Annotated in this window: 11 protein-coding genes; 7 read left to right on the top strand and 4 right to left on the bottom strand. The window is 35.3% G+C overall.

Annotated features, from left to right (window positions below):
* Positions 1-74: 74 nt before the first annotated feature.
* The 6 genes from rbtA (at position 75) to ahpF (ending at position 9,350) form a co-directional block, all read left to right on the top strand.
* Positions 75-1,892, top strand: a complete 1,818-nt coding sequence (gene rbtA, locus B9T27_RS10410; RefSeq protein WP_086206756.1) for a rhombotarget A — start codon at positions 75-77, stop codon at positions 1,890-1,892.
* A 13-nt stretch (positions 1,893-1,905) separates the two neighbouring features.
* Positions 1,906-4,320, top strand: coding sequence for a CSLREA domain-containing protein (locus tag B9T27_RS10405; protein WP_086206755.1), 2,415 nt, complete (start codon positions 1,906-1,908; stop codon positions 4,318-4,320).
* A 174-nt stretch (positions 4,321-4,494) separates the two neighbouring features.
* Complete coding sequence (locus B9T27_RS10400) at positions 4,495-5,277, top strand: tellurium resistance protein (protein ID WP_086206754.1); 783 nt, start codon at positions 4,495-4,497, stop codon at positions 5,275-5,277.
* A gap of 8 nt (positions 5,278-5,285) precedes the next feature.
* Complete coding sequence (locus B9T27_RS10395) at positions 5,286-6,413, top strand: toxic anion resistance protein (RefSeq protein WP_086206753.1); 1,128 nt, start codon at positions 5,286-5,288, stop codon at positions 6,411-6,413.
* 28 nt (positions 6,414-6,441) lie between these two features.
* Entirely contained in the window at positions 6,442-7,356 is a 915-nt protein-coding gene (locus tag B9T27_RS10390) for a hypothetical protein (protein ID WP_086206752.1), read from the top strand.
* A 428-nt stretch (positions 7,357-7,784) separates the two neighbouring features.
* Positions 7,785-9,350 carry an alkyl hydroperoxide reductase subunit F gene (gene ahpF, locus B9T27_RS10385; RefSeq protein ID WP_086206751.1) on the top strand — a complete coding sequence of 522 codons (1,566 nt, stop codon included), beginning with the start codon at positions 7,785-7,787 and terminating at the stop codon, positions 9,348-9,350.
* A gap of 136 nt (positions 9,351-9,486) precedes the next feature.
* Here the strand turns inward: ahpF and B9T27_RS10380 are convergent, their stop codons facing one another.
* From B9T27_RS10380 to B9T27_RS10370, 3 genes are all read right to left on the bottom strand, one after another.
* Positions 9,487-9,735: a YfhL family 4Fe-4S dicluster ferredoxin gene (locus tag B9T27_RS10380; protein ID WP_086206750.1), complete on the bottom strand. Its 249-nt coding sequence runs from the start codon at positions 9,733-9,735 to the stop codon at positions 9,487-9,489.
* Between the two features lie 16 nt (positions 9,736-9,751).
* The gene (gene yegQ, locus B9T27_RS10375) at positions 9,752-11,149 is read right to left on the bottom strand and encodes a tRNA 5-hydroxyuridine modification protein YegQ (RefSeq protein WP_086206749.1); all 1,398 of its coding nucleotides are present in this window, start codon (positions 11,147-11,149) and stop codon (positions 9,752-9,754) included.
* 1,190 nt (positions 11,150-12,339) lie between these two features.
* The gene (locus B9T27_RS10370; protein WP_086206877.1) at positions 12,340-12,744 is read right to left on the bottom strand and encodes a Cd(II)/Pb(II)-responsive transcriptional regulator; all 405 of its coding nucleotides are present in this window, start codon (positions 12,742-12,744) and stop codon (positions 12,340-12,342) included.
* 88 nt (positions 12,745-12,832) lie between these two features.
* On the opposite strand from B9T27_RS10370, the gene B9T27_RS10365 reads away from it, so the two are divergent.
* Positions 12,833-13,465, top strand: coding sequence for a cation transporter (locus B9T27_RS10365; protein ID WP_086206748.1), 633 nt, complete (start codon positions 12,833-12,835; stop codon positions 13,463-13,465).
* Between the two features lie 107 nt (positions 13,466-13,572).
* Here B9T27_RS10365 and B9T27_RS10360 read toward each other — a convergent pair whose 3' ends face one another.
* The gene (locus B9T27_RS10360) at positions 13,573-14,412 is read right to left on the bottom strand and encodes a hypothetical protein (RefSeq protein ID WP_086206747.1); all 840 of its coding nucleotides are present in this window, start codon (positions 14,410-14,412) and stop codon (positions 13,573-13,575) included.
* Positions 14,413-14,505: the final 93 nt, after the last annotated feature.

Here is a 14,505-nt window from a genome sequence, read left to right as displayed (position 1 = left end):
ACGCAAAAGGATTTAGAGCTACACATTTGTGTTGGCTAATGAAGAAATAATTAAAATAAATCAAGGAGACGATAATGCTCAAACGGGGCATAGGCTTAGGATTATTGTGTTTTGCTGGACATGCATATAGTGCCAATATTACTGTTACGACAACAGAGGATGTGGTCAAGGCAGATGATCAGTGTTCACTACGTGAAGCAGTTGAATATGTCAATCAGGGAATGCCTGAAGCTGGCTATAATGGTTGTGGCGGTAAAGAGGCAACGAATACCATTATTCTAAATGGAAAATCTGAATATAAACTGAATAACCAGATTGCAATCTATAAAACTGTTCAAATTAAATCAAGTTATGAAGCCAATGTAACTGAGAATAATATTCTCGGTAAAAATAATGCTGTCATCAAAATGGTAGGCAAAGACCGTTTATTCTTGGTAGACCATACCTTAGCACCGCCAATAACGAATGCCGATGGTACTATTGTTGATAATAGTTCTTTGATTTTAGTCCAGTTTAATGAAGTGTCCCTAGTGGGTTGTGGCCAAAGTAGCTGCGTTGATCAGGGTGGACTCATTTATAATAAAGATGCACTTAGTATTCAATATGGTCAATTATTAAAGGGTAACGCACGTCAAGGTGGTGCAATTTATAACTCAGGTATATATGACAAAAATAAAGCACTGAGTTCAGTATCTTTAACGAATACTTTAATTAAAACCAATAAAGCCAATCAGGGTGCGGTTATTTATAGTGAAATTCCACAGTTTATTGTTTCTCAATCTGTTGTTCAAGATAATGAAGTTATAGATGCTGAGGCGGCTTTATTTGATGTAAGAGATGGTTTTGATGAAGAAACCAGTAAAAATGCGGGTATCGTGCTGAGTCGAGGGATTTGGAATAGTACTATTTTTAATAATAAAGGTTATATCGTTAAAGTCTTTGATGGCATGTTAGTGAATAACGTGACCATGATCATGAATACCATGGGATTAATTTTTAATGCGCCATTTAATCAAGCTTATGTTGCCAATAGTATTCTTGCTAAAAATGGAGTAGAGGACTGTAAAATAATTGCTGGTGGTGACGCGACACATATCAGTAATAACTTATATTCGGTCGGTTGTGCTGGTACAGGCTCACAAACATTAGGTCAAGTGAATTTAATTGCAGGAAGCAGCACTGAAGGAAAATGTGATACTAGTTCGGATGGAATATTGTGTCCATTTAAAGATTATGCAGATACTCCATTGGGTTATTTTAAACCGAGATTATTGTCGACAGCCAAGCAATTATCTGACTCACTGATTGTGAATCATGGCCCTCAGTCGAATAAAGATTTAGTTAGTTGTGAAGCTGCTGATCAACGTGGCAAAGCTAGATCTGTTAATTCAGAGCTTTGTGACATTGGTGCAATTGAGCTAGTGGTGAATACGTCTACAGGCTCTAATATTGGTTCTGACTTATTTTATGGTGAAACCGGAAAAATGTCGATTGCCGACCAGTTACAAGATGGCGAATTGATTTCTGCCGATCAATGTCAGGCATTATTGGGTAATAATCCGAATGGACAACCTTGGCAAGCAGGTTGTATGAAAATCGTACAAACCAATACTATTTCTAAGGGAATAACAACGATTGATCAAGAGGGTAATGTGATCTATGTTCCAAATGGAAATTGGCATGGCTCAGATGAATTTAAACTTTTGGTGATTACATCTACAACCCGTTTTAGTGATTCAAAAAATCCTTATATCGAAATACCAACTCGCATTGTGCAGAGTCCAAAAAATAATTTTGAAAATAAGAAGGTTAAAACATCTGGTGGTAGTGCTGGTGTAATCACTTTAATTTCACTGTTCGGTTTAATGGGTTTTCGTAGATTCAAAAAATAAATAGGGAAAGCTAATGAAAAACTATAAAAAGGGACTATTAACCCTCACAATTTTATCTGCAATGTCGCTCATGGCAGCAGATGATAAGACCATTTATGTTAATACTTTTGATGATGAAGATGGTGAAAATACCAGTAAATGTTCCTTACGAGAGGCAGTAACCGCAGCATCGTTACATAAGGCATATGGTGGTTGTTCAGCTGGCCAAGCTTATGCAACGGTCACTAACGTTATTCAGTTAGAAGGTGGTGAATATAAGCTGAATAAGGAGCTACAGCCGAATTCCTCTATGGTTATTCAAGGGAAATCACCAACTGATTATAGTCGGACTGATGTGTTAACAAATGCTTATCCTGCCATTGTAGAGTTGAAAACGACGATTAGTGGACAAGGTAAAGTACGTATTATCAATACGACCAATTTGAATAAACCCTCTATCACACTAAATAATATAGTTTTAAAAGAGGGGTTTAGTTCAACAATGGGGGGGGCTTTATATATGGGTGGAGGAACCACGCTGAATAATGTATCTATACTGAATTCAAAGGCTCAAGTTGGTGGTGCAATTTATTTAAACGATGTTAATAGTAGTTTGACGATAGCAAGAGGAAATTATCAGTCAAATGATGCAGTACAAGGCAGCGTACTTGCCATGACCTGTAATGATAATTTAATTTACACGGCACGCACCATCACAATTTCTGCTGCGAGTTTTTTAAATAATGGCTCTTCAAACAGTGTTAGTACTTTTGGATTTTGTGGACAGCCTACAGTTAATTTGACTGCGAATACCATTACTAAAAATATTGCCAATTCAAATTCTGGCAGTATTTTACAATTTAGCTCAATTACTCCTCAAGGTAAGGGCTATTTAAGTGCATCATCAAGTTTGGTGCTATTAAGTAATACCATTGTTAAAAATACAGCGTGGTCAGCATTTTTGTATGATTCCTTTGGTGTTAAAGCTTTAAGTAATAATATCCTTGCATACAATGGTGCTGGAAAATCTTGTCGTTATGCGGATGGTGATGTTACTGAAGTCAAGACGACAAATTTAGGTTTAAATAATAATGCATTGATTTTAGCTGTAGGTGATGATCAATGTGATTTGCCCGCAGAAACCGTGAAAGCGATTAAAGAAAGTACGATTGATTTAAGTGGTATTGATTTCACTACGGTATTAAGTACGTTACAAGAGCCGTCAGAATATACTGCATTTATGTCAATGTATTTCCCTATAGACAATGCAACTAAGACAGATTTAGTTGATATCGGGTCATTAGGTTGTAGTATTCAAGATCAACGAGGAATAGCACGAGTCTCATCGACAAACTCAACAGGTGAAGGTGAGAGCAGCAACACTTGTGATGTGGGGGCGACAGAGGTTTTACGGCTAACGGCAGGTAATGTCGGTACGCTAAATCAGTCTAAAATTACGCTTTTAAATAGTTATCAGCGTGAATATGATACTTTTAAAGCATTAATTGATAATCCTCAAACTAATCCAGAGTTTTTAGCCTATTACAAACTTCAGTTGGCTTTATATGATAATTGGAAAACAATTATTAAAGATGAGCCACATTACAGAACAATATTTGTAGATCCATTTGTTTCAAATACACCAGATGAACATGTATTACCGAATGGTGGTCGTGAAATTAAGCATCTTAATGTTGATAATTATGATGTAACGGTGAAAGCATTAGGTGTGGGAAAATTAAATAGTCAAAACCAATTTGAAGGCAATCTGGATGACCATTTAAAATGTGAATGGAATCCGAGTCTAAAACAGATTGTGATGTATCGCTTGGATGATCGTATTACTCCTTCAGGTGATACTGAGTTTTGTAGTTATACATTGACATTAAAAAATTCGAACCCTATTAAAGCATCAAGTGCTTATATTCTTTCTAATTTTGCGAATATTGCACCGATTGCAACAGATGCAAGTTATACGATTCAACATGGTGGAAGCCAAAGTGTTGATATAAATTTACTGGATTATGCCAATGATGATGGTGATGGATCTACTCTAGAGTTAGTGAATAATCCGAATAAATCAAAAGTCTATCTGAATGAAAAAGGTGAAGAGTTAGCAATACGTATTGGTAAATTACCCGATCCTATCTCAATCACTGCAGAACGGACTGGGCCATGTCCAGGAAGTGATTTAAAAAGCACATGTTATGGCGGAAAGTTACATATTCAAATTAAAAATACATTAGATCCATTTAACTATAAATTCACCTATTTTGTATATGATGCGAATGGTTTGGTTTCGAATGAAGCGACTGTATATTTAAATAATTCAGAAATGAAACCGGATGGAGTGCGTAAAAGTGGGGGCGGATCAATGGGCTGGTTAAGTTTATTCGGTATTGCGGGACTATTTGGCTATCGTAAATATCAAAGCCAAAAATCAGCATAATCCCTTGGGAAATAAAAAAGTCAGCGAAAGAAGCTGGCTTTTTTATTTAAAAAATACTTTAAAAATTCTAGTAATCATCCTGTAGAGATAAATTGCAATTCAGAATTGCAATTTGCTACATTCAACCTTATATAAACAATTACTATTAATTTGATTTATTTTGATTAAAACGCTATGCAACAATTTAAAGCACTCATTCCACTTGAAAAAATCGAAATGAATCGTGACGAGCTATTGGCGATTAAAAGAAATGATTTAGTTCCATTATTGGATGATCAAATGCGCATGAACTTGTATGCTGATCAGCTTATTCAAGCGCAATCTGTGCTATTAAAGGGTGTGGATCGTCAATTAACGCAAAAGTTAAGTCAAATTATTTCTGATTTAATTCAACAATTAGCTCAGTCTAAAAAGTCACTACAGCCTAAAAAATTTAATGCGCTACAAAAATGGTTAGGTTTAGATTTAGAGTTTGATACTGATAAAATTAAATATTTAAAGAATTTAGATCAACTCATTGATGAAGCGAATACACTGAGTCAAAGACTAAAAATTGAAATTCAAAAATCTCAAGCTCGTTTTCAACAAGCTATGGGTTATCGGGAACATATGGCAAAGTATATTGTCGCAGCGCAAGAATTTTTACATGAGTATCCCCATTTTGTGAATAATCGTCATCCTTTAGATGATTTTTCAGAACGATTATCAAAAAAGATCAATACCTTACAAACCTTGCAAGCCAGTAATGATATTGCATTGTCGCAAATGCAATTAACTCAGCAGTTGTCATTGGGTTTAATTGATCGCTTTAAGGAGGCACAGCAAGTGCTAATTCCTGCGTGGCAATATCATCTCAAACATACTGCGGAAAACCAATCGCATAATTCATTGGCTGAATTAGATCAAAGTCGTGATAAATTAATTCAAACATTAAAGCAATCATTAGAGCAAAAATAAGGTGAACTATGAACGATTCAAATCAAAATTTACCCATTGAGTCAGCAACTGAATTACAACTACAGCAATTTGAACAAATGAATCTTAAAGAAATCGGGCTTGAAGCAACAGATTTCACTGCTGTGATGAATGCACGTAAAGAGTTAGCTGAAATTAATCATAGCTCAGTAGCGGAGTATGGTAAAAATATTGCGACTAAAACCTCATCTTATACCGATGATTTATTGAACTTAGTTAAGAATAAAGACTTAGATGTGACCGGGCAGAAACTCACTGAAGTGGTACAAGTTGCGCAACAATTAAATACCTCCAGTATTTTAACGCAGCCGAAAAATTCGGGTTTTATTGGTAGCATTTTAAGTAAATTTAAAGGTGCAAAACAAAGTTTCGATCAGCACTTTAATAGTACTAAAGAACAAATTGATAGTTTAGTGAAGGAAATTGAAACATCTCAGTCAGGACTCAAAGCCCGTGTAGAGATCTTGGATAAAATGTTTCATGGTGTGCAAGATGAATATAAGCAATTAGGGATTTATATTGCAGCGGGTCGAATCAAGCAGCAAGAAGTGCAACATGAGATCGCGACTTTATCTGCGCAAGAGCAAGATCAACAAACCAATCAGCGTGTGTATGATTTAAATCATCTTGCTAATAATTTAGAAAAGCGAGTCAGTGATTTACAGGTATTACAGCAATCAGCCATGCAAACCTTACCCATGATTCGAATTATTCAATCCAATAATATGATGTTGGTGGATAAATTTTATGCCATTAAGAATATTACATTACCCGCATGGAAAAATCAGATTAGTTTAGCTATTTCATTACATGAGCAAAAAAATAGTGTACAGCTTGCCAATACGATTGATGATGCTACCAATGATTTATTAAAGCGGAATGCAGATTTATTGCATCAAAATTCAGTTGATACAGCGAAAGCCAATCAACGTTCAGTAATTGATATTGAAACGCTTGAACATGTACAAAATACCCTCATTAAAACTGTTAATGATGTGATTCAGATTCAAAAAGAGGGGATGCAGAAGCGTGAAGAAGCATCGACTCGAATTCGTGCTTTGCAGTTGAATTTGCAAAAATTAGTTTTAGATTCAAGCTCAAATAATACGAATCCATAGGCATAATTTTAATCTTTAGGAGAAGGTATTGACCACTGAGCAAGATTATCTTGTCAATATACAGCCGATTGAAAAACGATTGCTGGCATTGCAACAACGTCATAATAAGATCAAACTTTTAAGTCTTGGTGGTGGTACTCTTTTTCTTGTTGCTTTAATTACCTTATTTTTTCAACACGAGATTATTTATAGTTATTTGGGGCTGAGCCAACAGCTTAAGCAACTACATATCCCATTTAGTGTGGATTTGGTGACCCAGCATTCACCATCAGATTATTTTGTGAATTTACTGTCATGGTTAGGTTGGTTAATTCTCAAATTTATTGTGGCATTTGTTGGGGCTTTTTTTGTGATTAGCCTATTAAAGAGAATTCGTTTTTTTTATCTCAGATTGCAAAAATTCAGCTTGAAAATAGTGGCTTGGCTCATTGCTTTCATTGTGCTTTGGTCTGGCTTAAGTTATGTACAATACGATTTAAGCAATGATGATCAAGCAGCATATTCTACTTTGACTCATTACGATCAGAATATTCAGCAAAGTGAAATTTTTCAATATTTACAACAGTCCAATACACAGCCAGCCGTGCAAGATTATCTATTGGCACAAACGGCACTGTTACATAAACCTGTTGATAAAGATGTAGCAACGGCCTATGTTTCAAAACTGATTCAAGCTGAACGAACTGATCCCTACTTTCTTGAATATGGATTTAAGCCTGAGCAAATTTGGATTATGCAACATCAATTGTATGCGAAATCGATTACTCCAATCGCTCAAGCTGTTGAGCCGCTGGTTGTAAAAGCAAATCGTTGGGTACAAGTTTCACAGTTTATTCTTATTGGGGTTGCAGGTCTGAGTTTGATTGTTAGCCTTATTTTGTATCTTATTGCTTTACGATTAAAAGGACGCTTAATCCGAGTGACCCAACATTTAGATCTTTAAGCATAATCAATATTGCCTATCTTACTTTGAGGATTTGTCAGTTATGATGTGAATGACAGATTGTATGGTGGGGGAATCAAATCATCAGGCTATTTGTACTTCACAGTATTTAAAGGCAGCTTATGTAGTGAAATTTTTGAACTGATTATAATAATAATGAGTGTTTAAAATATGAGCATGTATCTTTAGACAGGTTTGAATTTTTCAAGACTGGCCTTATATCTATTCTAGATTAAATTTTAATGATTGAATTATAGTCGGTTTTTATTCAGTGTAAATTGCTAATCGAGTTTTGAAACTTATATTTGATTAAAATTACATGATTTAAAAAACCGATTATTTTTATAAAAACAAACTGTTTTATCTATTTTTTAAATTATCGTATGATTAACTTAATGAATGAACTTTAACTCTTATGGAGCTGAGACATGTTAGATCAAAATACTACTGCACAATTAAAAACATTGTTAGAGCGCTTAGAAAGTCCAATTGAGATTGTCGCTTCTTTAAATGATTCGGACAAATCAGATAAAATTAAAGAACTTGTTACTGAAATTGCAGCACTATCTGAGCAAGTTACAGCGCGTTTTGATGGTCAGAATGCTCGTAAACCAAGTTTTGGTATTGCCAAAGTGGGTGAACAGCCTCGTGTATTTTTCGCAGGTTTACCGATGGGGCATGAGTTCACTTCTTTAATCTTGGCATTACTTCAAGTATCCGGTTATGCACCAAAAGTATCTGATGAGCTCTTGGCACAGATTAAAAACTTAAACTTAGCAGCCAATTTTGATGTCTTTGTTTCTTTAAGCTGCCATAACTGTCCAGATGTGGTACAGGCATTGAATTTGATTGCAATTAATAATCCCGGTACAACAGCGACCATGATTGATGGTGCATTTTTCCAAGATGAAGTGGAAGAACGTAAAATTTTAGCTGTACCGATGTTATTTCAAGATGGTGAACATATTGGTCAAGGTCGTATGACTTTGGAAGAAATTGTTGCCAAACTGGATACTAATTCTGCTGCGAAAGATGCTGAAAGGTTGAATGCGAAAGATGCGTTTGATGTACTGGTGATTGGTGGTGGTCCAGCAGGTGCAACGTCAGCTGTGTATGCAGCACGTAAGGGTATTCGCACAGGTATTGTTTCTGAACGCTTTGGCGGTCAGGTGATGGATACCATGGACATTGAAAACTTTATTTCGGTACAAAAAACCCAAGGTCCGAAGTTTGGTGCAGATATGGAAGCGCATGTCCGTGAGTACGGTGTAGATATCATGAACTTACAACGGGTAAAAAACATTGTAGGTGCAGATCAAACAGCCAATGGTTTAGTTGAAGTTGAGCTTGAAAATGGGGCAAAACTTGAATCTAAAACAGTCATCTTATCAACTGGTGCACGTTGGAGAGAGATGAATGTACCAGGTGAGAAAGAATATAAAACCCGTGGTGTTGCATATTGCCCACACTGTGATGGCCCGCTTTTCAAAGGTAAACGTGTTGCAGTCATAGGTGGTGGTAATTCGGGTGTAGAAGCTGCAATTGATCTTGCTGGTATTGTTGAACATGTCACTTTAGTTGAGTTTGATACAAAACTACGTGCAGATCAGGTATTGCAAGATAAGTTGAACAGCTTGCCAAATACAACAGTCATCTTGAATGCACTTTCTACAGAAGTAATTGGTGATGGTTCACAAGTGACTGCGCTGAAATATAAAGATCGTGCAACAGATCAAGAGCATATTATTGAGTTGGCTGGAATCTTTGTACAAATTGGTTTATTGCCAAATACTGATTTCTTAAAGGAAACAGCAGTTGCGCTTTCAAACCGAAATGAAATTGTAGTGAATGATCGTAACGAAACCAATGTTAAAGGTGTATTTGCAGCGGGTGACTGTACCACTGTACCTTATAAGCAAATCATCATTGCTGCTGGTGAGGGTGCCAAAGCATCATTATCTGCATTTGATTACATTATTCGTAGTGGTCAATAAGTCATAAAAAAGCCAGAGTATCCCCAAGTACTCTGGCTTTTTGTCCCCAAAAAGTTTTTGTTTTAACTCTTTTAAGAATTGAGACTTTATTACTCAATTCCTTTTTTATTTATTGTTATTTACTCACTCCCCATTTTTAAAATAAATTGAGTCCTTCAAATTTTTGCATTAGTTGTTCCTGCGTTTCCACATGTTCCGGATGCGGATGAATACATTCAATGGGACAAACAGCAATACAGGTCTGATGTTGATAAAAACCTATACATTCGGTGCAACGTTCGATATCAATTTCATAGACTTTCTCTCCTTCAAAAATGGCCTGATTTGGACACTCAGGGACGCACATATCACAATTGGTACATTGCTCGGTAATCATTAAAGCCATACTTTTATCTCTCAGGTTAACGTGCAACATAAGCCAAGGAAGGGGCTGAAATATCCATTGTTGAATTGGGTAGATTACGAATTAATAAGCCAAAATTAATATTGATATCATCGGGTATCGGGATTTCAACAATATGACCTGAGCCTTTAGCTTCAGTTATTGAGTTGCCTTTTTTGTCTAAAATTTCAGTCAAGGTGAAGGTGATATTGCCTTGAGGGGTCATTAATTCGAGTGAGTCACCCACAATAAAACGATTTTTCACATCAATTTTGATGTAGTTCCCATAACGTTCTAAAACTTCACCACAAAATTGTTGATGATCAAAACGGGATGAACCTGTTTCATAATTTTGATATTCACTATGCACATGACGACGTAAGAAACCTTCGGTATAGCCACGATTTGCGAGACCATTTAATTGGGTCATGAGTGATGGATCGAAAGATTTTCCATCCCTAGCATCATCAATTGCTTTACGATAAATCTGTGCGGTACGGGCACAATAAAAATAAGATTTAGTTCGTCCTTCAATTTTTAATGAGTGAATGCCCATTTTTGACAAACGATCGACATGTTGCACGGCACGTAAGTCTTTCGAGTTCATGAAGTAGGTACCATGTTCGTCTTCTTCGGCTGCAAATATATCTTCGTTATTACGCTGTAATAATATGGGCTCGCGAAACTGGTGTTGTGCGATGGCATGCTGCTCATCAGTATTGGCATGTTGGCAGTAAGAAGTAGTTTGTAGTTGTTGAACAGGGATGATATCTCCGACTGTATCTTCTGCTGCTGTGTGAATTTTATAATCCCAACGACATGCATTGGTACAGGCACCTTGATTGGCATCTCGTTTATTCATATAGCCTGAAAGTAAGCAACGACCAGAATAGGCCATACAAAGTGCGCCATGTACGAAAACTTCAATTTCCATATCGGGTACATTGTGTTTAATTTCTTCTATTTCTTCGAGTGAAAGCTCGCGTGATAAAATCACTCGCGTTAAACCCATGTTTTTCCAAAATTTTACAGTTGCCCAATTCACGGCATTGGCTTGTACCGATAAATGAATTGGAATTTCAGGAAAGCTTTCGCGCACCATCATAATCAAACCCGGATCGGACATAATTAAAGCATCGGGTTGCATCGCAATTACAGGTTCAAGATCGCGAATAAAGTTTTTTAATTTACTGTTATGCGGTTGAATATTTGCTACGACATAGAATTTTTTGCCTAAAGCATGTGCCTCAGAAATCCCGAGATTTAATTGCTCATGATCAAACTCATTATTACGAACTCGTAAGCTATAGCGAGGCTGACCTGCATAGACTGCATCTGCTCCATAAGCAAATGCATAACGCATATTCTTAAGTGAACCTGCGGGTGATAGAAGTTCAGTAACGTGAGAAATAGTCATGACTCAAATAAAGGCATACAAAAAACATGGCTTTATTGTATGGATATAAAAAAATGATTCAACCTAGTAAAAAGCTCGGAATTCATCAAGCTGTCATCGTAATTAAATGAGATTTTAATCGTAATATATGGGTTTTCGAATATTGATATATTGCCTGTGAATTAGGTTGATTCTTTCAAATATTTCTTCGATCAAATACGATTTAATATTCTATTATTGACTGTGGAATAGGACAGAGGTTGCATCTGTAATTTGACTGAAATTTTGTAATTTGCTTAGCCTAAAATGTCATAAAATTTGGAGCTATTATAGGCAGTACAAATTTTGCAAGATCGATACCTAGGATAGTAGTTTTTTACAGTGAGTAAGCTAATTTATCTGCGTACTATTTTATTGTTTTACAACATAGAGCAGAATCAGACTCACGCTTTAATTATGTTCAATTAAGTACATGTGAAAATGAATCTATTGTAACTAAATGATTGGAATAAAGATGATTTTTTGATTTTTATGGATGTAGAATAGTAGTCTTAGTATTCTTTCAAATGCTCTATTTAATGTGCGTATAGTTGAAGGTTTTGGTGCGTTTTTACAGGTCGTTAACTGGCGACTAAAGTTTATTCTTTGACTTTAAGAACCTTGCAAAGTTTAGAATTTTTACTCAGAGTTTATCCAGTCGGATGGTGTGATTTTATGAGAATTTTTAGCCTGAAATTGTAGTAACCATTTGTGATTGAGTCGCATGAAAATTATGTCTACTCTATTTTGTAAATGCTATAAAATTACACTAGCATATGATTGATCTATCATAATTCTGTGTGTTTGAAGAAGAAAGACTACAAGTATTTATACAAAGGGTTAAGCCAATCTAACGTCATTTTAATGCTTTTTAAAAATTGGATTTAGCACGTTTAAGTCGTGAAATTTTAATCAATAGGGCATATTACTTACATAATAACAACATTATATTTTTATTTCTGGCACTCTAAGGTTTTATTTTTAGATCAAAATATATTCTTATAAGTTTTCTATGATAATGATAAGTATCGCTATTAGCCTTTAACTCCTATAGTTTTAAGACGAGGAGATTACATGATTAAGAGTAGTCAATTTTCCAATTAAATTTGGATTCCTTTGAATAAAATAAGGTAAGCATCATTCTCCAAAGTCAATTTAAGCTATACATGACCTTACTTAGCTGCTTTTAATTGCTTTAAAATTTGGCAATGATCAATGGTGGTATTGCTCGAACAGCTCAGTCGTAGGTCTTGAAGCTGTGTGTGAAAAGTCCTTAACTCAGCAATTTTTTCTTCAACTTGTTGGATATGTTGTTCAATCATTTGATCAACTACTTGGCAACCAGCTTGAGGTTGTTGTACTAATTCAATGAGCTGACGAATTTCTTGTAATGACATATCCAAAGCACGGCAACGTTTAATAAATATGAGTTGTTTGAGTGTTTCATCATCATAATAGCGATAATTATTAGCTGCTCGAAAACTGGGTTGAATCAGTTGTTTTTTTTCATAAAAACGAATTGTATCTGTACTGAGTTGGGTTTTATTTGCTAGATCTTTAATTAAATAATTTCTCATATCTTTCATTGAGTCGCTTGACCTTGGAGTTAGACCATAGTTTTAAATTAGAATAATACAGAATCAGTGAAAAGTAACGAGGTGAAATATGACATGTCATTGTAATCCTGAACCAGCAATTCCAAAACCAAATAGCAAATTTAGAACCGCATTATGGATTGCATTGGTAATCAATCTTATGATGTTTTTGGTTGAATTAATTGGCGGCTCTTATGCACATTCTGCTGCTTTGTGGGCAGACTCACTGGATTTCTTTGGTGATGCAGTAAATTATGGGATTTCACTTGCAGTATTGGGTGCAAGTTTATATTTGCGAGCAACAGTGGCCTTATTAAAAGGTTTAACGATGGCATTGTTTGGTTTGATTGTGATTGGAAAAACCATTTATGCCTATGTGCAAGGTATTCCACCTGAAGCAATGACTATGGGGGCTATTGGCATCTTGGCTTTAATTGCAAATGTGATTTCTGCAGTAGTTTTATATGCTTTTCGAGAAGGGGATTCGAACATGCAATCTGTTTGGCTATGTAGTCGGAATGATGCGATTGGAAATGTAGCAGTAATCTTTGCAGCAATTGGTGTATTTGGAACAGGCAGTCTGATTCCAGACTTAATTGTTGCAGTTGTTATTGCAAGTCTAGGTTTAACTGCGGGTTATCAAGTTATTCAAAAAGCACGCAAAGAGCGTAGTCAAAATAGACAACTTGAACGAGCATGTTAAGGCTGAAATGGGGAAGGGCTTCATTTGAAATGTTAATAGAAAGATATTAATTATCTTTTTATATACTTGAATGAAGTCTATTTCCAAATGTATGGAATCAATCAAAGTTAAAGCGTTAAACTATTTAATTTGTGCCAAAAATCATTCCAGACCTTCAAGTATTGATATAACAATTCTTCAAACTGAGGATATTTTTCAGTTTCAAAAACTTGGGTGAACAGTGCCCAAATATCATCTTCATGGTTATCGTCATTGGCGAGCTTTTGGCTGTGATCAACAATGCCATGACAATCATAATAACCTTGGGTATATTCGGGACTAAATTTTTCCATATTACACCTTAGGGCTTCACTATACTTAATGACCTGAAGTTCAGTAACAGCAAGAATAAGAAGTAAATTTACATAGGAATTGAGATGCTGCTGTATAAAATTTTGTACATCAAAAGCTTCTTGAGTGACATTATATTGGCTTGATGGATTTATATTCAGTTTTTCGAGAAGGCTTAAAAAATAGATTAAATGAGATTTCGTAGGAGAGCTCAACTCTAAACTATACGTATTGAAACCAAGTTCATCAATTAAGTTCAGTGATAATAAATAGCGTGCGTAAATTTTGGCATGAAATTGTTGAGAAGGTAGCAGATTTTTATGATTTTCGATTTGATGAGCTTGGTAAATCAACATACTTAGTGCATCTGTAAATATTTTTACAATGGCATTAAAGTAGTTAATGTGAATATCTTTAAGTTGCTCTAATTGTAATTGTTGTGCATTTAAGCGCACTAAAATAGGCGATGAAAATAGTGGATGTTGACTCGCCAGCATCTTCAGCTTTTGAATGTCATTCGTATTATTTTCCCAAATTATTTTTGGAATAGACTCTTTAATAAAACTTAATGACTCAGAGCGTGCATTTTCTGATTGGGTGAAAGATAGTTTACTCATTATACGATTACGATTAGATTGATACTTTTAATAGTAGAGAAAAAATTAAAAATAAGATATATGGTGGATCTAGGTAAATTATTTTATTGCATA

The sequence above is a fragment of the Acinetobacter sp. ANC 4648 genome (genome assembly GCF_002135345.1).
In the GTDB taxonomy this organism is placed as follows: Bacteria; Pseudomonadota; Gammaproteobacteria; order Pseudomonadales; family Moraxellaceae; genus Acinetobacter.
Note: the sequence above shows the minus strand (reverse complement) of the source record. Positions and strands in the feature narration are given on the sequence as shown.

Excerpts from the sequence above, each read along its gene's own strand:
- rbtA (WP_086206756.1), top strand. The coding sequence starts at position 75 with ATGCTCAAACGGGGCATAGGCTTAGGATTATTGTGTTTTGCTGGACAT.
- ahpF (WP_086206751.1), top strand. The coding sequence starts at position 7,785 with ATGTTAGATCAAAATACTACTGCACAATTAAAAACATTGTTAGAGCGC.
- B9T27_RS10360 (WP_086206747.1), bottom strand. The coding sequence starts at position 14,412 with ATGAGTAAACTATCTTTCACCCAATCAGAAAATGCACGCTCTGAGTCA.
- B9T27_RS10395 (WP_086206753.1), top strand. The coding sequence starts at position 5,286 with ATGAACGATTCAAATCAAAATTTACCCATTGAGTCAGCAACTGAATTA.
- yegQ (WP_086206749.1), bottom strand. The coding sequence starts at position 11,149 with ATGACTATTTCTCACGTTACTGAACTTCTATCACCCGCAGGTTCACTT.
- B9T27_RS10365 (WP_086206748.1), top strand. The coding sequence starts at position 12,833 with ATGACATGTCATTGTAATCCTGAACCAGCAATTCCAAAACCAAATAGC.
- B9T27_RS10370 (WP_086206877.1), bottom strand. The coding sequence starts at position 12,744 with ATGAGAAATTATTTAATTAAAGATCTAGCAAATAAAACCCAACTCAGT.
- B9T27_RS10400 (WP_086206754.1), top strand. The coding sequence starts at position 4,495 with ATGCAACAATTTAAAGCACTCATTCCACTTGAAAAAATCGAAATGAAT.
- B9T27_RS10405 (WP_086206755.1), top strand. The coding sequence starts at position 1,906 with ATGAAAAACTATAAAAAGGGACTATTAACCCTCACAATTTTATCTGCA.
- B9T27_RS10380 (WP_086206750.1), bottom strand. The coding sequence starts at position 9,735 with ATGGCTTTAATGATTACCGAGCAATGTACCAATTGTGATATGTGCGTC.